The following is a 19,785-nucleotide window of genomic DNA, read 5'->3' on the forward strand; positions in this document are numbered from 1 at the left end:
AGTTTATATGTTAGATAAATTTGGAGGGAATGGGACATGGCTAGTTATAGAAAGCGTGGAGATAACTGGGAATACAGAATTACTTATGATGACCCGATTACAAAAAAACGAAAAGAAAAAACGAAGAAAGGTTTTCGAACAAAAAGGGAAGCTCAAATCGCTGCAGCAGAAATAGAGAAAAATTTGTACTTTGGTAAACATAGTCTGATCCAAAACAGAGAAAAACTTGTTAAAGACTGGCTACAAGAATGGATGGAGGTATATGGACTACAATGCGAAAAGCGAACACGCATAAATAGGGAACTTTATTTACAAACGCACATAATACCTCGGCTGGGAAATTTCAAATTGCAAGAACTTAATAGAGTTGAATATCAAAAATTTATAAATGAGCTCTGCGAAAAGTATGCACGGACAACTGTGCAAACCATTCATTCATTTTTTTGTTCTGCCATTAATAAAGCAGTTGAACACGAGCTAGTGAGCCATAATAAATTTCAGAATGTCTCTATAAAATCGGACTCCGACTTTCGAAAATTGAAAAATAACTACCTTGATAAGAATCAAGTAACTGTATTTATAAATGCAGCCAGGACACTGAAATACCACCACTATATAATTGCACTTACTCTTCTCAGAACAGGGCTAAGAAAAGGAGAACTCATTGCTTTATATTGGTCCGATGTAAATTTAGAAAAGAAAACAATTACTGTCACAAAATCAAAAAATGAGTACGGTATTAAACCACCTAAAACTAAGGCAAGCGTCAGAACAATTGCTATTGATAACACTCTAGTTAACGAATTAACAAAATATAAAGACTGGCAAGAAAAAAACAAGGAAATGTACGGCGAAAAATATAAAGACTCCCCTTTCTTTATTACAACTCCAAAGGGGAAAGATTTTGGTCCTTACGCAATTAATAAAGTGATAGACGCAGTTCTAGAAAAAACCGATTTACACCATATTACTCCGCATGGTCTAAGACATACGCATGCAATCATGTTGTTAGAAAGTGGTGCAGATCTTAAATATGTAAGTGAACGACTAGGCCATACTACAGTCAATATGACTGCTGATGTTTATATTCATATCACCAAAAAACACAATAAAAAAAGCATTGATCAATTCGAAGAATATCTCAATGCTTGAAAAATGTATGGGCAAAATATGGGCAAAGGGTATATTCCCCTTCGCCAAAACCCGCTACATCACGCGTTTGAACATCTTTTCCATCTCATAAGTGGAATGGTGAATGATGATCGGGCGGCCGTGCGGGCATGTAAAAGGGTCTGATGTGCTTCGGAGGTCGTCCAGAAGCACTTTGATTTCGTCATTTCTGAGGTGGCGGTTTGCTTTGATGGAGCCCTTGCAGCTCATCATAATCGCCGCTTCCTCGCGCAGTTTTTTAATATCAATCTGTTTGGAATCAAGCACCTGCTGAATGATTTCTTCTATCAGCTCGGCTTCTTCACCTTTTGGAAACCAGGCCGGGTGACAGCGGACAATGTAACTGTTTGAGCCGAATGACTCTAAAAAGACACCGACGCTTTCAAGCTCTTGTTTGTGCTGTTCAATAATCAGCGCCTCGTTCGTGGCATAGTGGAACGTCAACGGCACGATCATATCCTGCACCTCAGGCTCAACCTCCCCTACCTTTTCACGGAAATATTCGTACTTAATACGCTCTTGGGCGGCGTGCTGATCGATAATATACAGGCCGTTCTCGTTTTGTGCCAATATATAAGTCCCATGCATCTGACCGATCGGGTACATAATCGGAACCCGCTCAGACGCTGGCTGCGGCTGCTCTTCATGATGATGTTCGTGCTCAAATGCTTCAGGCTGCCCTTCTGAAACATTAGGCGCCTCAATGCTTTGTTCCTGTTTAACGATAGGAGGAGCATCAAATTGAACAGAAGGCAATTCTTCCTCCGCATCAACCGGGTCTTTCACGACTGAGCTGAGCTTCATTGGTGAATAAGACGGCGCAGGCGCTTTTTCCGGAACTTTTCTTTCCGCAGGCTTTTCATCAAATGTGATGAACTGCTGCTCATTTTTGATAACAGGTGTCGATTTTTTCGGGAGCTGGGCACTAGGAATCAGCTGCTGCTGTTTAAATACGTCTTTAATTCCGTCACGAATTAAGTCATGAAGCTCTGTTTCCTTGCTGAGACGGACTTCAAGCTTCGATGGATGCACGTTGACATCGACTAAAATCGGGTCCATCGTAATTTCTATAAAGGTAATTGGATGACGCCCGATTGGCAGAAGCGTATGATATCCTTCATGCACCGCTTTGACGAGCGGGAAATTTTTAATATAACGGCCATTGATGACAGACGACATATAGTTTCTCGATGCCCGTGTAATCTCTGGGAGGGCGATATATCCCTTGACTTCAAAATCCAATGAGCTCACGTGCAGCGGAAGCATTTTTTTGGCGACAGCCGTACCGTAAATCGCTGCCAGGACATGGCGCACATCTCCGTTTCCGTTCGTTTGAAGCAGGTTTTTCCCATGATGGCGCAGGCGGATAGATACCTCTGGGTGTGCAAGCGCTATACGGTTGACCACATCTGTAATGTTCCCAAGCTCTGTATGAACAGTTTTCATATATTTCAAGCGGGCCGGTGTGTTAAAAAACAGATTGGATACGACAATTTCAGTTCCCTTCCTGCTTGAGGAACGCGATTCGGAAATCATGTTTCCTCCTTGAAGTACGAGCTTCGTCCCTGCTCCTTCACCGGTGCTTGTCGTCATCTCCAGATGAGAGACTGACGCGATACTCGGCAGTGCTTCTCCCCTAAAACCAAGCGTTCTAACCCTGAATAAATCATTTTCATCTTTTATTTTGCTCGTTGCGTGGCGGCTGAAAGCACGCTTGCAATCTTCATTTTCCATTCCTTCGCCGTTATCCAATACCCGAATGGATGCAAGACCTGCTTCCTCAATATCGATTTCAATGACTGTGCTGTCAGCGTCGATCGCATTTTCCACCAATTCTTTGACGACTGAGGCGGGCCTCTCCACAACCTCGCCCGCCGCTATTTTATTTGAAAGCTCATCTGACAGCTGGATGACTTTAGCCACATTCATCACCCCGTTTTAATGTAATTTCTTTTGCAACTTGTACATTTCATTCATCGCTTCAAGAGGTGTCATATCCAGTATATTAAGTGATTTGAAGGCATCGAGCACTTGCTTTTCTTTTTTTGAAAGCTTCGGTGCTTCAGCCGGCTTTTCCGCTTCGTCAAAAAAGGACAACTGTGCCGGCTCTTCTTTCACCACAGATTTCTGCACAGGCACTTCCGGTTTGTTCCCTGAATGCTCAAGATCCTTTAATATATCTTGAGCGCGCGCAATGAGATCTTCCGGCAGCTCGGCAAGCTGGGCTACATGGATACCGTAGCTTTTGTCGGCTGCTCCTTCTTTTATTTGATGAAGAAAGACAACCGTTCCGTTATATTCTTCAGCGCGAACATGAACGTTTTTCAGCTGCGGCAGTTTGTCCTCAAGAACGGTCAGCTCGTGATAGTGCGTACTGAATAGCGTCTTGGCGCCGATATGATCGTGAACATATTCGATAATCGCTTGTGCCAGCGCCATCCCGTCATAAGTGGACGTTCCCCGCCCGATTTCATCAAACAGTATGAGGCTGTTTTCCGTTGCATTGACAATCGCATTTTTAGCTTCTAGCATTTCCACCATAAATGTACTTTGTCCGGAAATCAAATCATCTGCAGCGCCGATTCGCGTGAAAATCTGATCAAAAATCGGAAGCACCGCTTTCTTCGCGGGGACAAAGCAGCCGATTTGCGCCATGATGGAGATGAGCGCGATTTGTCTCATATACGTGCTCTTCCCTGACATGTTTGGACCGGTAATGAGAAGCATTTGTCTGTTATCGCCCATCATACAATTGTTCGGGACATATTCCTGGCTGTCCATGACTTTTTCCACAACCGGGTGTCTGCCTTCTACCACTTCGACTTCATCTTCAGAGAATTCCGGTTTCGTATAGTGACGATTTTCACTTATTGTTGCAAAGCATTGCAGTGCGTCAAGCTCGCTCATCTGCTTGGCAAGCTGCTGCAGCCGCGGAATATAAAGTTTCACTTTTTCACGCAGCTCGGTGAACAGCTCGTACTCCAGCTCGCAGATGTTATTTTCCGCTTCTAAAATGAGCGCTTCTCTTTCTTTTAATTCAGGTGTAATGTAGCGTTCTGCATTCGTTAACGTCTGCTTCCGCTCATAGCGCCCTTCCTCAAGCAAGTGCAAATTCGCTTTTGTCACTTCAATATAATAACCAAAAACTTTATTGAAGCCGACCTTTAAAGAGCGAATGCCCGTGTATTCCCGCTCCTGCTGTTCCAGACGGGCAATCCAGTCTTTCCCGTTTCTGCTTGCATCACGGTATTCATCAAGCTTTTGATTGTATCCGTCTTTAATCAGGTTCCCTTCTTTTAACGATAAAGGAGGATTCGCGTACAGCGCTTCTTCCAGCAATTCAAGTACATCCCCGCAAGGATCAATCCGCTCCGCGCGTTTCTTGGCTTTGTCATGAGCCAGTGAAGCAACCAGCTGTTTGATGCCAGGCACTTGCTTTAACGATTCCTTCAGTTGAATTAAATCCCGGGCATTGACATTTCCGAAGGCGACGCGGCCTGCAAGGCGCTCTAAGTCATATACTTCTTTTAAACGTTCACGCAGGTCTTCCCGTTCGAAGAAATGGGACATCAATGTTTCCACCATTTCCTGGCGCTCTTCAATTTGATTGACTCTGATAAGCGGCCGGTCAATCCACTGTTTCAGCAGCCTGCCTCCCATTGCAGTTTTTGTTTCATCCAGCAGCCACAAAAGAGAGCCTTTTTTATTTTTTGAACGGATCGTTTCAGTCAGCTCCAGATTGCGCTTTGAATACAAATCAATTTTCATTGCTTCCTCTAACTCATACACCTGTACGGACTGAAGATGATCGAGGCTGCGCTTTTGGGTTCTTTTCAGATACGTGTATAAACGCAAAAATGTTTTTGTAACATCTTCATTATTTAAGTGCTCAATGATCGTTACGTGTTCGTCTGTTTCTCCATCTTCAATTGAGATCGTTGCACCGCACCGCTCTTTCAGCTGTGCGACTGTATCGGCATCCATGCTTCCTGAAACGACGATTTCCCGTGCGCCGACTGAATAAATTTCTGATATGACATCTTCGATCCGCTCAATCAAGACAGTCAAATTTTCTCCCGTTGTTAAATCAGACAGTGCCAGCCCGTATCCGTTCGAGCAGTCGGAAACAGATGCGATAAAGTTGTTTTCTGATTCATGGATGCCTTTGCCGTCCATTACAGTTCCGGGCGTAATCAGCTGTACCACTTCTCGTCTTACAACACCCTTTGCGGCTTTCGGGTCTTCCGTCTGTTCACAGATAGCCACTTTGTACCCTTTTTTAATCAGCTGCTCGATATACGCAGAAGCGGAATGATATGGCACACCGCACATCGGTATTTTTTCAGCCGCACCGCCGTCTCTGCTCGTTAATGTAATTTCCAACTCTTGTGACGCTTTTTTGGCGTCCTCAAAAAACATTTCATAAAAATCACCAAGGCGAAAAAATAAAAAGGCATCCTGATGCTCTGCCTTTATTTTTAAATATTGCTGTATCATAGGCGTATAACCGGCCATCGTTTAATCCCTCACTATGTATCAACGTTTCTATTTTCCAGCCTTCATTATAACATAAACAAAAAGTGATAAAAGAATGATATATCAATATAAAAAAGAGACTTGGGGTACCGTCTCCCCTAGTCTCTTTTTTATTCTTCAGGATCTCCCACTAAAAATTCAGGATTGATGTCTTCCAGCTCTTCATCAAGCTCATCTTCCCAATCTTCTTCGTCATCTTCTTCCCAGTCAGGATTAACCTCAATAACAACCTTTGTTTCCCCTACCACTTCCGCTAAGAATTCCCTTTCTGCCTGCACAACAATTTTATTTCCATTCGGTGAAATGGTCACTTCAAGGCAATTTGGCTGCTGAAGGACTTTGGCAATCACTTCATGCTCATCATCTAAGTAATTGTTGTCTCTGTATCTGAGTTTAATGACATCTACGTATTTTACCCGTTCTGTGACAACCTCTGTTTTTGTGTTGTCCGCGTAAGAGTACCATACGTTTATATCATAATACCCTTCAATTTCTACTGTTTTTCCGATTTTTTCAGCGTCATACTTGTGGTTAATGATCCAACCGCCCAAAATGCTGCTCGGTTTTTTCTCAGGGGAGATGGTATTGGTGCATTGGGTGAATTTTCTGCCTTTCGCTACTACCGCCTTCGTAATAATTTCCCTGTATTCAGACATTCCGGCATGCCTCCTTGTTCTTCTTCGTGTTATCTTATGCTGGGCATTTGTCTAGTGTGCATTTTTATAAATAAAATATAAAAATACAAAGTTTCTGTTCCATTGTATGCAGGCGTGCCTAGAAACTTTACTTTTAAGTGCGATAAAGTTCATCGCGGCTGAGCACAGAAAAACAAATTGAACATTTGGTACATAAATTATTTAGTTCATTTTTTCGCTTGAATATAAAAAACACGGGCCTGTAAAGGCACCGTGTTTAGAAAGAACAGCTGTTATTTGAATGTTTCACCTTCGAACCGGTTTCCCCTTTCAGCAGGTTGCCTCCGGTTGACGTGATGATTTCATTTGTGACTTGGTTGGAAATGGTGTGTGCAACGAGCTGCAGAAGGTCATTTACCTCCGTCTGCGAGTCCCTGAATTCCTGGATGACAGGGATCTGTTCAAGCTCTTCTTGCAGCGCGTCAATTTTTGCTTCTGCTTGTTTGAGCGCTTCATGCTTTTCATAATGCTTCAGATTGACAGCCTGCTTTTGCAGGGCTTTAATCTGATTAACGATTGCAGACACTTTGTCATTCTCATTGATTTGCGCTTCAGCACGTTTGAAAAAATCAACCTCTTCAGTTTCAGAGATCATTTTTGCAAGGTTTCGTGCCTGTTGCACGATGTCTTTTTTTGAGTAGAGCGTCATCTTATTTCACCTCGATTGCTTCTCCTACCATTTCTCCGTCAAGCGACCATGTTTTCGCTTGCTGGATTTTCACGCGGACAATTTTGCCGATGGCTTCCTTCGGCCCTTTGAAATTGACAAGCTTGCTTTTTTCAGTGTAGCCGGCAAGAATATCAGGGTTATTTTTGCTTTCACCCTCAACTAATACTTCGACAACCTTGCCTTCATATTCCTTCATTTTTTTAGCAGAAATTTCATTCACCAGTGCGTTCAGGCGCTGCAGACGTTCTTTTTTCACGCGCATCGGTACATTGTCTTTCATTTTAGCAGCCGGAGTGCCCTCACGCGGAGAGTAAATAAACGTATAGGCGCTGTCAAATTCCACTTCGCGGTATAGAGAAAGCGTTTCTTCAAACTGTTCGTCCGTTTCGTTCGGGAATCCGACGATAATGTCCGTTGTTAAAGAAGCATTTGGCATTGCCTCTTTGATTTTTCTAACAAGCTCCATGTATCGCTCTCTGTCATATTTTCGGGCCATCAGCTTCAGAACCTCTGAGCTTCCTGATTGAACCGGAAGATGAATGTGGTCGAGCAGGTTGCCGCCTTTTGCCAACACGTCAATGAGGCGGTCGTCAAAGTCACGCGGATGACTCGTTGTAAAACGGATTCTCGGGATATCGATTTTTCTCAATTCGTCCATCAAATCACCGAGGCCATACGTGATATCTTCAAAGTCTTTTCCGTACGCGTTTACGTTTTGGCCTAATAATGTAATTTCTTTGTAGCCTTCGCTTGCGAGCCTTCTCACTTCCTGAACAATCTCTTCAGGGCGGCGGCTTCTTTCTTTTCCGCGTGTGTAAGGCACAATGCAATACGTACAGAATTTGTCACAGCCGTACATGATATTGACCCAGCCCTTAATTTTTCCGTTCCGGACTTTCGGAAGGTTTTCAATAACGTCCCCTTCCTTGGACCAAACTTCTACGACCATTTCTTTTGAAAGGTATGCTTCTGACAAAAGCTCCGGCAGGCGATGGATGTTATGCGTTCCGAAAATCATATCGACAAACGGATGTTTTTTTAAAATCCGGTTCACGACTGATTCCTCTTGGGACATACAGCCGCAGACGCCTAAAATAAGGTCAGGATTGTTTTTTTTCAGCGCTTTTAAGTGCCCCAGTTCACCAAACACCTTGTTCTCGGCATTTTCACGGATGGCGCATGTGTTTAACAAAATGACATTGGCATCGTCAACAGAGTTTGTCGCTTCGTAACCGAGCGCCATAAAGATCCCTGCCATAACCTCTGTATCATGTTCATTCATTTGGCAGCCGTACGTACGGATATAAAACTTTCTTCCGTCTCCTAATCCTTTAAATTGTTCAGAAATTTTAAAGTCATTATGATAGGTAACGGCTTCCTTGCCTCGTTTTTTCGCATCTTTTAAGGAAGGCGGAATATAAACAGCTTCAAAGTACTTGCTGTAATCCTTCTCGGATTTTTTGTCCGATGGATGAACTTGTCCGCTCTCTAATTTTTGTTTTTCATTCATGTCATGATTTCTCCTTTCAAACCAAACTTCCACCCTTCAGTATAAAGGTTATTGAAGCTCTGCACAACTGGCAACCTATCATTGTACACTTATTGAGAATAATAATCAATAAGGAATCAAAAGAGGAAGAGTATACTCTTCCTCTTACAATAGCCGGAGCTCCTTAGCCGTCTTTTCGATGACGTCAAGCGCCTGATCCAGTTCTTCTTTGGTGTGCTCAGCGGTAATCATTGTGCGGATTCTGGCTTTCCCCTTTGCAACAGTCGGGAAAACGATGCTTTGGGCAAAAACGCCGTGAGAAAGGAGCTGATCAGAAAATTGCTTTGCCACACCTTCATCACCTATTAAAATAGGCAGAATCGGCGTTTCACTCTGTGTGAGAGTCAGACCCATCTTTACAAGCATAGATTTAAAATAGGCCGTATTCTCCCATAAGCGCTCCATATGCTCCGGCTCTTCCAGCAAGACATCAATCGCTTCCATACAAGCTGCGGTGACAGCGGGCGGATGGGACGTGCTGAATAAAAACGGACGGCCTTTATGGCGCAAATAATCGATCAGCACCTTTGAACCGGCAGCGTAGCCGCCGAGCACTCCGATTGCCTTGCTTAGCGTTCCGACTTGAATATGGACTCTGCCGTCCAGACCGAAGTGATTCACCGTTCCCCTGCCGTTTTCGCCAAGCACTCCGGATGCATGGGCGTCATCCACCATCACAAATGCGTCATATTTCTCAGCTAGCTCTACAATATCAGGCAAAGGTGCTATATTGCCGTCCATAGAAAATACGCCGTCAGTCACAATCAGACGCATCCGATAATTCATTGACTTTCTCAGCACCCTCTCTAAGTCACTCATATCAACGTGCTGATACACCTTTTTATCCGCCTTTGTCAGTCTGATACCGTCAATAATAGAGGCATGGTTTAATTCATCTGAGATAACAATATCATCTTTTGAAAGAATACTTGAAAGTACGCCTTGGTTTGTTGTGAAGCCTGATTGGAATACAAGTGCCGCCTCCGTTTTTTTAAAGGCTGCCAGCTTTTTCTCGAGCTCTTGATGCATTGTAAATGTACCGGCAATCGTTCTCACTGATCCGGTGCCGGCTCCAAATTGCTGGACGGCCTCCTGTGCGGCTTTGATGAGTCTTGGGTGTGAAGTAAATCCGAGGTAATTATTAGAAGAAAGCTGAATAACATTTTTATGATTTACTGTGACAGAAGGGCCCTGCATTGATTCAAGCTGTTTTATCTCTTGCCACGTATGATTTTCTTTCATTCTATCAAGCTCTGCTTTTAAAAACTCAAATTCCTTCGTCATGTTTATCCCCCTTTTATGGAATTAAGATCACTTTTCCGCACTGGCCGCTTCTCATCAGTTCGAATCCTTTCTCAAACTCCTCTAACGGAAACTGATGGGTAATAACAGGTGAAAGATCGAGTACATTTGATTTGAGCAATTGAGACACCTGCCGCCAAGTCGAAAACATTTTTCTTCCGGTGATTCCTTGGATTGTTAGTCCTTTAAATACCACTTTATTCGTCAAATCAATTGTCACTGGGTGTTCCGGCAAGCTGAGAATATGAAATCTTCCCCCATTTGCGGCCATCGCCAGACCCTGCGCTATAGCTGCGGGATGGCCGGACATCTCACAAACGAGATCCGCTCCTTCCCCACTCGTTAAAGCGCTTACAATTTTGAGCGGGTCTTCTTTTTCAATAGAAACAGTACATGCAGCTCCCATTTGTTTGGCAAGCGTCAACCGATACTCATTTTTATCAATCGCTATTACTTGAGAAGCACCTGCTGCTTTTGCAACCGCAACAGCCATAAGGCCAATCGGTCCACATCCAATGACTGCAGTTGTTCCTCCTGCTGGCTGGCTCTCAAGCACTGTATGAACCGCATTTCCTAAAGGCTCTTGAATGGAAGCAATCGCCGGATCCATATCGGCGGGGTTTTTCCAAACGTTATCAGCAGGAACTTTTACATATTCCGCAAAACAGCCTGCCGTGTCCACCCCGATAATAGCAGTATTGGTACAAACATGAGATTTTCCGGTTACGCAAGGGACACATTCTCCGCAGACAATGTGCGTTTCCGCAGACACATACTCCCCCACTTTTATACTGCCGGCATTCTCTCCTACAGCTTCAACAATACCGCTGAACTCATGGCCGAAAACATAGGGTGTTTTGATTCTCTGACGTGCCCATTGATCCCAATTATAAATGTGCACATCCGTGCCGCATATTGAAGCAGCTTTCACTTTTATGAGGACTTCATGTTTATCGATCTCAGGAATGGGAACTTCAGTCAGCACAGCACCGAACATCCCGTCCTTTTTCATTAGAGCTTTCATCTTTCCACTCTGCATGTACAATCCTCCTTGAAAAATTCTTGTTACATTTGGATTGTACCATGATATGGAATAAGCGTAAACAGCACTGTCTTCTCGAGAAAGACAAAAGTATCCGTCTTGAAAAATAGGCAAAATTTTTTTCTGAAACGTTCTAGGTCATTGCTGACTTTTGTATATCACTCATTTATATGACGAAAATACTATTGGAAGAAAACATCACAATAAATGAAAAACAACCTGTTTGCATCATGCAAACAGGTTGAGAATGCTTTATTTGTTTTTAGCGAGGCTCCACGATTAATTTAATTGCCGTTCTTTCTTCCCCGTCGATCTGAATATCGGTAAAAGCCGGAATACAAATCAAATCAACGCCGCTAGGCGCCACAAATCCCCTGGCAATCGCGACAGCTTTTACAGCCTGGTTTAATGCACCCGCTCCAATCGCTTGAATCTCAGCGGCTCCTCGCTCTCTTAACACACCCGCAAGCGCACCTGCCACTGAATTTGGACTCGATTTTGCTGAAACTTTTAAGATTTCCATTTCTGCTCCCCCTTAGTTTTACAATGGATAAGTGAGTGTTCATTAGAACAATCATTATTAGATGTTGCTATCCAAAAAGCCATCCCCACAATGCTTTTCAAAAATAGCGGGCTACCTTCCATTTTTACTATATTCACTAAGGAGTTGCTATATTCCTGCTTTTCTTTTTAATATTTTTATAAAATAACCATATGTTCAATTATTCAAAGAACATGTGATCATCATTGATCAAGATCCGGTCAATTTTGACAGCCTTTTTCGTTTGGTCGTCGATGTCAATGACAACTCCGCTCAGTGTTGTTTTTCCTTCAGCGACAGTAAAGCGGACTGGAAGGTTCGTTTTGAATCGCTTAATAATCGTCTCTCTGTCCATCCCCAGTATACCGTCATATGGGCCAGTCATCCCTACATCAGTAATATATGCCGTACCCTTTGGAAAAATGCGGTTATCCGCTGTTTGCACATGTGTATGAGTTCCGACGACAGCTGATGCCCGGCCGTCTGTATACCAGCCAAGTGCGAGCTTTTCACTTGTCGCTTCGGCATGGAAGTCGATAAAAATGTACGGTGTTCTTTTCGCAGCTTCGGCAATCAACTCATCCGCTTTTAAAAACGGATCATCAAGCGGCGGTAAAAACGTGCGTCCTTGTAAATTAATGACGGCAAGCTCTTTGCCGTTTGCTTTCACATATGTGATCCCTTTTCCCGGTGTTCCTTCTGGAAAGTTTGCAGGGCGAACCAAATTCGGAACGTCATCTATAAAATCGAAAATTTCTTTTTTGTCCCATGTGTGGTTCCCCATTGTGATTGCATCGGCGCCAGCCTGGATTAAGCTGTGATAATTTTTTTCCGTCAGGCCTTTTCCATGTGCGGCATTTTCACCATTAATAATAGTAAAGTGAGGCTTAAATTTTGATTTTAGCTTTGGTACATATTCTTTGACCATGTCACGGCCCGGTGAACCGACAACATCTCCAATAAATAAAATTCTCATTTTGTAAAAATCCTTCCTATTCTTCAAAATTCTTTGGCCGTCAAAAAAATAAAGTGATGCTTAGCGCATCACTTTATTTTGCATACTCAACGGCTCGGGTTTCTCTGATTACTGTCACTTTAATATGACCTGGATAATCGAGCTCGTCCTCAATTCGCTTACGGATATCTCGCGCCAGTCGATGAGCTTCAAGATCATTAATTGAATCCGGCTTCACCATAATACGCACTTCGCGTCCAGCCTGAATGGCAAATGATTTTTCAACACCTTCGTAGGACTCAGAAATTTCTTCGAGCTTTTCAAGTCTTCGAATATAATTCTCGAGCGTCTCACTTCTTGCGCCAGGTCTTGCAGCGGAAAGCGCATCTGCTGCCGCTACCAGCACAGCGATAATGGAAGTCGGTTCTTCATCCCCGTGGTGTGATGCAATACTGTTAATCACGACTGGGTGCTCTTTATATTTAGTCGCAAGCTCAACTCCGATTTCAACGTGGCTTCCTTCTACTTCATGGTCAATTGCTTTTCCGATGTCGTGAAGTAGGCCTGCACGTTTAGCAAGCTTTGCGTCTTCTCCAAGCTCCGATGCCATTAGACCGGCCAAGAATGCGACTTCCATGGAATGCTTAAGCACATTTTGACCATAGCTTGTACGGAACTTTAAGCGGCCGAGAATCTTGATGAGATCTGGGTGGAGGCCATGAACGCCAACCTCAAATGTCGTTTGCTCACCCATCTCACGAATATAGTCATCGACCTCGCGGCGAGATTTTTCTACCATTTCTTCAATCCGTGCCGGATGAATACGGCCATCCTGAACGAGTTTATCAAGAGCAATCCTTGCTGTCTCACGTCTGATCGGATCAAATCCGGAAAGAATGACAGCTTCAGGTGTATCATCAATAATCAGGTCAATTCCTGTCAGCGTTTCAAGCGTACGAATGTTACGCCCTTCCCGTCCGATGATACGTCCTTTCATCTCATCATTTGGAAGATTAACAACTGATACCGTTGTTTCAGCAACGTGGTCCGCTGCGCAGCGCTGTAAGGCGAGTGAAAGAATGTTTTTCGCTTTCTTATCCGCCTCTTCTTTCGCGCGGTTTTCAGTTTCTTTTGTCATGATGGCGATGTCATGTGAAAGCTCGTTTTCAACCCGTTCAAGAATGATTTGTTTTGCCTCATCACGAGTCAGACTCGAAATTCGTTCCAACTCTGACTGCTGCATACGAATCATCTCATCCACTTTGCTTTCCATCTCTTCAATATGTTGTTGTCGTTCATTCAGAGAATGATCTTTCTTCTCCAACATCGCTTCCCGTTTATCAATTCCCTCATGTTTGCGATCAAGGTTTTCCTCCTTTTGGAGTAAACGGTTTTCTTGTTTTTGAAGCTCATTTCGTCTTTCACGAACTTCCTGTTCAGCATCTATTCGAAGTTTGTGGATTTCATCCTTTGCTTCAAGCAGAGCTTCTTTTTTCAGTGCTTCAGCATCACGCTTTGCATCTTCAAGAATTTGCTCGGCTGCACCGCGTGCGCCCGCAATTTTCGCTTCGGCAATGGTTTTACGAACAAAGTAGCCAACAACTAAACCGAGTAGAATCAGCAAAATGGAGATGAGAACCATCATAATTGGGGTCATACTTTCACCTCCTCTTGCTATGAACTTGGTTGTTGCTTAAATAAGTGTCGGCATGTACATTGTCTAGTTTTCTCAACATACAGAACCTTCACAGGGAATGAGTATTTTCATCGCCCTTGTCAAGTTTAAATGGTTTAACAATCATGTTAAAAAAACAAATGTTACAACTTCATTGTAAATGTGTCGGAAATACTTGTCAAGCTTGCCATCTTAACGTTTGCAGACCAGTTGCCTTTTTGGTGCTGCGTGCAATCCTTCCCAAAAAAAGATCATGAATCACTCTTGATTCAGAAGCTGGTATATTTTATTGTTCACTTGGCCCAGTTTAGCGTTATTTTGAATGTTCGACAACAAAATAACAATGGTTTGCCCAGATTTGCTAAAACTGTTCAAGATGTTGAAGCCCGGCATGACACCATGGTTTGAATAGCTCCCGGGAGCAATATAAAATCCCATACCGTATGTGGAGCTGCTCCCCGGCGTAAACATCTTTTCATAGCTTTTTTGCGAATACAGTTTTCCGTCTATCAACGCTCGGTCAAATTTGTACATATCTACAGCGCTCATATAGATATCACCGGCTCCATACAGCTGGGATAAATCGGGCATATATGGTGTAATTGACCTTCTGGCCTTCAGCTTATAACCGACAGCCGGATAAGGTTCTTTATGATATGTTTTGTAAAAGCCCGCATGCGTCATCCCCGCCGGTTTAAAAATATGATTCGTTATGTATTGTTCATAGGACTCACCGCTTGCTTCAGCAACAATATAAGCGAGAACAGAATAGTTGGAATCCTGATAGTCCCATACGCCCGGCTGACGTTTGATTCCCTGACGTTCTATGTCTTTTATTAAATCGTCCGGAGTGATTGCCCCGTTACCCTCAATATGTCCGTTTATTCCCGATGTATGTGTGAGCAGATTCTTCAAAGTAATCGTTTGTCCGTTAGGGAATTGAGGTAAATACGTGCTTACCGGATCACTTGTCTGAAGTTTCCCCTTTTCCTCAAGCTGCAAAATAGCGGTTGCAATCAGCGCTTTTTGTGACGAACCGACATAAAAAGATGTCAAAGGATTATTGTGAATGTGACGTTTACGGTCTGCATAACCAAAACCTTTATGAGTTACGATTTCTCCATTTCTGACAATCATGGCTGTTCCGCTGAAACCGATCTCATTTAAATAATTGCTGATTTTTTGATTGCGGTCCACTGTTTTGATTTGTTCCTCTGTTTTTTTGGCGGTTTTCTTTTTAGCCTCTTTTTTCTGACCGGTATCTGAAACTGCTGCAGTTTCTTGAGATGGCTCGTTCTCTTCACTATCTCGATGAAGCGCATTCCAAATCGAAAAGCAAATCATCGCCGCTAAAAAACCAAGCAAAAGTTTGCCTCTTTTATTTAGTTTTTTCCGTCTGCGTTTCGCAGTTCTTCTGCTGGTTGGGCTTGTCATTTATTTTTTCCTCCCAAAATAAATAAATCCATTTTGCACACGTTTTGTTAGACGAATGAGGCACTGAAAAAGTTGTCAAAAAAAGCAATATTTTTATCATTTTTTGCAAAAATAAAAAGGCTGAGTTTTTCACCCAGCCTTTTGTATCATTTCAAACTGATTTTATTTTTATTCTTTAAATTCTAATTCTTCTTGTGCCTCTTCAGCTTGCTGCACTGCTCCGTGATTATCCAAGCCATAATGTTCGCGAATTTGCTCCTGGATCATTAGCATGATATCTTTATTTTCTTTCAAGAATTGTTTTGCATTTTCACGGCCTTGTCCAAGACGCTCTTCTTCATAAGAGTACCATGAACCGCTTTTTTGCACGATATCAAGTTCAGTTCCAAGATCAATGATTTCGCCTTCTTTTGAAATGCCTTCTCCGTACATAATATCAACTTCGGCTGTACGGAACGGCGGTGCCACCTTGTTTTTCACGACTTTGATTTTCGTTTTGTTCCCCATTACGTCGTTGCCTTGTTTCAGCTGTTCAGCACGGCGCACTTCTAGACGCACGGAAGAGTAGAATTTCAGCGCACGGCCGCCGGGAGTTGTTTCCGGGTTCCCGAACATAACACCGACTTTTTCACGAATTTGGTTAATGAAAATCGCGATTGTCTTCGATTTGTTAATGGCTCCTGAAAGCTTACGAAGCGCTTGAGACATTAAGCGTGCTTGTAAACCAACATGCGAATCTCCCATGTCGCCTTCAATTTCCGCTTTCGGAACGAGAGCCGCCACAGAGTCGACAACAACGATGTCAACTGCACCGCTTCGAACCAACGCTTCCGCAATTTCAAGCGCCTGCTCGCCTGTGTCAGGCTGAGACAGTAAAAGCTCTTCGATGTTGACACCGAGCTTTTGCGCGTATACCGGGTCTAACGCATGCTCTGCATCGATAAACGCGGCTTGTCCGCCCTGCTGCTGAACCTCAGCAATCGCATGAAGCGCCACAGTTGTTTTACCCGAGCTTTCAGGACCGTATACTTCAATAATCCGTCCGCGCGGATATCCGCCAATTCCTAGTGCCGTATCAAGAGTGAGGGAGCCGCTTGGGACAGTAGAAATTCTTGTATCTGTCTTTTCTCCCAGTTTCATAATGGAACCTTTGCCGAACTGTTTTTCTATTTGTTTAAGAGCCATATCTAAGGCTGCCTGACGATCACTCATTCTATTTTTTCCTCCTTTGTGTTACCACTACATATACTATACCCTGTTTGAAGGGATTTGCCAAGAAAAAAGCGAACGCATATTCGGATTTTTTCTTGGCGTGATTTCTATCAAAATACCATAATGGATCAGAGAAATCATGTTTTCTTAGGAGGATAATGTGCTGAAAATATTATTTTTGTTCTAAAAGCTTCAAGATTAAATGGCAGCCGTATTTGGCGCCGCGTTTTCTGATTCCCGTTCTGGAACCCGCAAAGTGAAACTCGTGAACCTCTTCTTTTCCATTTGCTGAAATGCCGATAAACACATGTCCAGGCTCATGCCCTTCTTGCGTATCAGGACCTGCTACACCGGTAAAGCTGATGCCGATATCGCTGCCAGTGAGCTTTTGAACACCCTTTGCCAGCTCTGATGCGCACTCCTTGCTGACCGCCCCAAAACGGTCTAAAGTGTCCTTCTTGACGCCAAGCACATGCTGCTTCACGTCGTTTGAATAGCAAACAACGCCGCCGGTAAATAGTGTTGAAGCACCGCTAAGATCCGTCAGCCATTCAGAAAACAGCCCGCCGGTAAAGCTTTCTGCGGCGGCAATCGTAATGCCTTTTTCCTTACATGCTTTAGAAAGCTCTTTTACAAGGGAAGTATCATCGTAGCCATAGAAAAATTCCCCGACACGTTCTAAGATAACAGCCTCTGTTTCTTTTAACAGACGCTCCGTTTCCTTTTCGTCAGCATGTTTGGCTGTCAGACGCAGCGTTACCTCTCCGTCAGCCGCCAAAGGAGCGATTGTCGGGTTCGTTTGCGCATCAATAATATCTTCCAAGTCAGCTTCAAGCTGAGATTCGCCGATACCGAAAAAGCGAAGAACGGTTGATACAATTTTTTCATTTGAGCCCATCTTTTTCAGCAGAAGAGGCTTTGCCTCGTTTTCAAACATGGGACGTAATTCGCTTGGCGGCCCAGGAAGAAGCATATAAAAGCGCGAATCGTGCTCTGTGAGCATTCCCGGCGCCATTCCGAAATGATTCGCCAGTACGTCAGATCCTTCGATCACAAGCGCCTGTTTTCGGTTATTAGGTGACATCGTTCGTTTTGTCCGTTTGAAATAATCCTCAATGGATTGGAACGCTTCATCATTTAATACGAGCGGACGGCCCAGCACATGTGCAATCGTTTCTTTCGTCAGATCATCTTTTGTCGGTCCGAGACCTCCTGAAAAAACAATGAAGTCAGATCGTTCTTCAGCAGTACGGATGACCTGCTTCAGCCGCTCCGGATTATCTCCGACTGCTGTATGATAAAATACGTTCACTCCGATTTCAGCGAGCTGTTTGCTGATAAATTGAGCATTTGTATTGGCGATTTGGCCAAGCAGCAGCTCAGAACCGACTGCAATAATTTCTGCTATTTTTGGAAATTCCATGACGTAAGTCCTTCTTTCTTAATTAGATGTTTTCAGCGCTTCCCAATTTTTGGAGAAATATTCCCAGCCTGAAACGACAGTAAAGAAGACGGCTACCCACAGCGCCAAGTCAGCAAACGGGAATGACACAAGTTCAAACGGAAGATTATGAAGAAGCAATGCGGAAACCGCAATGATTTGTGCCCAGGTTTTAATTTTACCAAGCATATTAGCTGCTACGACTTCTCCAGTTCCGGCTAAGACAAGCCTTAAACCTGTCACGGCAAACTCCCGGCTGATAATCACAATGACCATCCAAGCTGGAGCAAGATCAAATTGAACAAGGATAATTAACGCTGCGGATACAAGCAGTTTGTCCGCAAGCGGATCAAGAAATTTCCCGAAGTTAGTCACGAGATTCAGCTTTCGGGCATAATACCCGTCCACCCAGTCTGTTGTCGCTGCAACAATAAATAGAATGGCGCCCGCCAAGTGTGCGACTGGGATCGATTCGTCTCCAAATTCGAGCCTGCCCCAGTCAAACGGCGCCAGCATGATCACCATGAAGATTGGGATTAATGCGATTCTAGCTAGTGTGATTTTATTTGGTAAGTTAAACATAAAGCCCCTCCAATTTCATACTCGGACGTGAAGAAAAGTCACCTGGTAATTAAGATGACTTTTCTTCCTTTTTATTTACAATCTTTATGGTTTGTGCCATCACATCTTTCGGATCAAGTTCATAGGAAAGAACCTTACCGTTAATTTTTATTTTCAGATTAGGTGCATATCCGGTGCGGATTTCAACTTGTTTCTGATCGGTTATGTCTTTTTTATAGGTTTCGTCTTTTTTCAGCGTTCCCTCTTTTAAAGAGCTGCTGTTTTCATCGCGCACTCGAATCCAAGAGCTGTCTGATGCCTTCAGTTCAAGCTCGATTTTATCAGCGCCGGACACTTCATAAGTTGTTAACGATCCTTCAGTGCCAGTTGCTTTAATCTCCAGTTTATCACTGTCACTTTCTTCTTTTTTATCTTCATTTTCTTTTGTTTCTTTTTTAGTGTCAGCCTCTTTTTCAGAGCTGTTATTTTGATTCTCTTTTAGCGTTGAATCTTTAGGGATTTCGTACTTGCTTTCACTTTGCGTAATTGATTTTTCCGAAGCTGAATGATTATTATCGCTGCTTTTATGATTCGTAAATTGTATGATCGCGTACACAATCGCAATCACAACAATTACACCTAGAATCACAAGTATCGTTGGCAGCAGTTCCAGCGCCTTAGATGCCGACTTTGGCATCTCCTTTTGAAGCTTCATGCCCGAGATCTTTTCAGACACATCGTCATGATACGTATTCGGGATATCTTTTTTATGCTCCTCAAACAGCTGATCGGCATCAAGCCCGACGGCCTCGGCATATTGCTTGATGAATGCCCGAACATAAAACTTCCCCGGAATAATGTCATAGTTTCCTTCCTCCAAGGCGGTTAAATACCTTTTTTGAATCTTTGTTGCCGCTTGGAGATCATCCAATGACATTGCTTTTTCCTCTCTGGCCTCTTTCAGCCGGATTCCTAGTTCAGTCACAACAAACACCTTCCAAT

At 43.4% G+C, this 19,785-nt stretch carries 16 protein-coding genes; 1 reads left to right on the forward strand and 15 read right to left on the reverse strand.

Annotated elements, in window-relative coordinates:
- Positions 1-36 precede the first annotated feature (36 nt).
- Positions 37-1,152, forward strand: coding sequence for a tyrosine-type recombinase/integrase (locus tag V6D41_RS05595; protein WP_333517560.1), 1,116 nt, complete (start codon positions 37-39; stop codon positions 1,150-1,152).
- 54 nt (positions 1,153-1,206) lie between these two features.
- Here V6D41_RS05595 and mutL read toward each other — a convergent pair whose 3' ends face one another.
- The 15 genes from mutL to rodZ all read right to left on the reverse strand — a co-directional run bounded on the left by mutL (position 1,207) and on the right by rodZ (position 19,768).
- Positions 1,207-3,093 (reverse strand): DNA mismatch repair endonuclease MutL, encoded by a 1,887-nt coding sequence (gene mutL, locus V6D41_RS05600; protein WP_333517561.1) that lies wholly within the window; start codon positions 3,091-3,093, stop codon positions 1,207-1,209.
- Between the two features lie 15 nt (positions 3,094-3,108).
- Positions 3,109-5,685 carry a DNA mismatch repair protein MutS gene (gene mutS / locus V6D41_RS05605; protein ID WP_333517562.1) on the reverse strand — a complete coding sequence of 859 codons (2,577 nt, stop codon included), beginning with the start codon at positions 5,683-5,685 and terminating at the stop codon, positions 3,109-3,111.
- A gap of 131 nt (positions 5,686-5,816) precedes the next feature.
- A complete protein-coding gene (cotE, locus tag V6D41_RS05610) occupies positions 5,817-6,362 on the reverse strand; it encodes an outer spore coat protein CotE (RefSeq protein WP_087991664.1) in 546 nt (181 codons plus the stop codon).
- Between the two features lie 256 nt (positions 6,363-6,618).
- A complete protein-coding gene (gene ricA / locus V6D41_RS05615) occupies positions 6,619-7,050 on the reverse strand; it encodes a regulatory iron-sulfur-containing complex subunit RicA (RefSeq protein ID WP_148961783.1) in 432 nt (143 codons plus the stop codon).
- A gap of 1 nt (position 7,051) precedes the next feature.
- A complete protein-coding gene (gene miaB / locus V6D41_RS05620) occupies positions 7,052-8,581 on the reverse strand; it encodes a tRNA (N6-isopentenyl adenosine(37)-C2)-methylthiotransferase MiaB (protein WP_087991662.1) in 1,530 nt (509 codons plus the stop codon).
- A gap of 144 nt (positions 8,582-8,725) precedes the next feature.
- The gene (locus V6D41_RS05625) at positions 8,726-9,904 is read right to left on the reverse strand and encodes a glycine C-acetyltransferase (RefSeq protein WP_333517563.1); all 1,179 of its coding nucleotides are present in this window, start codon (positions 9,902-9,904) and stop codon (positions 8,726-8,728) included.
- Positions 9,905-9,917: 13 nt separating this feature from the next.
- Positions 9,918-10,961 (reverse strand): L-threonine 3-dehydrogenase, encoded by a 1,044-nt coding sequence (gene tdh, locus V6D41_RS05630; RefSeq protein ID WP_087991660.1) that lies wholly within the window; start codon positions 10,959-10,961, stop codon positions 9,918-9,920.
- Positions 10,962-11,226: 265 nt separating this feature from the next.
- The gene (gene spoVS / locus V6D41_RS05635; protein WP_003154135.1) at positions 11,227-11,487 is read right to left on the reverse strand and encodes a stage V sporulation protein SpoVS; all 261 of its coding nucleotides are present in this window, start codon (positions 11,485-11,487) and stop codon (positions 11,227-11,229) included.
- 199 nt (positions 11,488-11,686) lie between these two features.
- Positions 11,687-12,481 carry a 2',3'-cyclic-nucleotide 2'-phosphodiesterase gene (gene ymdB / locus V6D41_RS05640; RefSeq protein WP_333517564.1) on the reverse strand — a complete coding sequence of 265 codons (795 nt, stop codon included), beginning with the start codon at positions 12,479-12,481 and terminating at the stop codon, positions 11,687-11,689.
- Between the two features lie 73 nt (positions 12,482-12,554).
- A complete protein-coding gene (rny, locus tag V6D41_RS05645) occupies positions 12,555-14,117 on the reverse strand; it encodes a ribonuclease Y (RefSeq protein WP_003221010.1) in 1,563 nt (520 codons plus the stop codon).
- Positions 14,118-14,393: 276 nt separating this feature from the next.
- Positions 14,394-15,569, reverse strand: coding sequence for a serine hydrolase domain-containing protein (locus V6D41_RS05650; RefSeq protein ID WP_333517565.1), 1,176 nt, complete (start codon positions 15,567-15,569; stop codon positions 14,394-14,396).
- A gap of 168 nt (positions 15,570-15,737) precedes the next feature.
- Positions 15,738-16,781, reverse strand: coding sequence for a recombinase RecA (gene recA, locus V6D41_RS05655; RefSeq protein ID WP_087991658.1), 1,044 nt, complete (start codon positions 16,779-16,781; stop codon positions 15,738-15,740).
- A 172-nt stretch (positions 16,782-16,953) separates the two neighbouring features.
- A complete protein-coding gene (locus tag V6D41_RS05660) occupies positions 16,954-18,204 on the reverse strand; it encodes a competence/damage-inducible protein A (protein ID WP_333517566.1) in 1,251 nt (416 codons plus the stop codon).
- Positions 18,205-18,222: 18 nt separating this feature from the next.
- Positions 18,223-18,804, reverse strand: a complete 582-nt coding sequence (pgsA, locus tag V6D41_RS05665) for a CDP-diacylglycerol--glycerol-3-phosphate 3-phosphatidyltransferase (RefSeq protein ID WP_087991656.1) — start codon at positions 18,802-18,804, stop codon at positions 18,223-18,225.
- Positions 18,805-18,853: 49 nt separating this feature from the next.
- Positions 18,854-19,768, reverse strand: a complete 915-nt coding sequence (gene rodZ / locus V6D41_RS05670) for a cell shape determination protein RodZ (RefSeq protein ID WP_148961789.1) — start codon at positions 19,766-19,768, stop codon at positions 18,854-18,856.
- Between the last annotated feature and the right edge of the window lie 17 nt (positions 19,769-19,785).

The organism is Bacillus sp. 0102A (genome assembly GCF_036765155.1).
Taxonomy (GTDB): domain Bacteria; phylum Bacillota; class Bacilli; order Bacillales; family Bacillaceae; genus Bacillus; species Bacillus subtilis_G.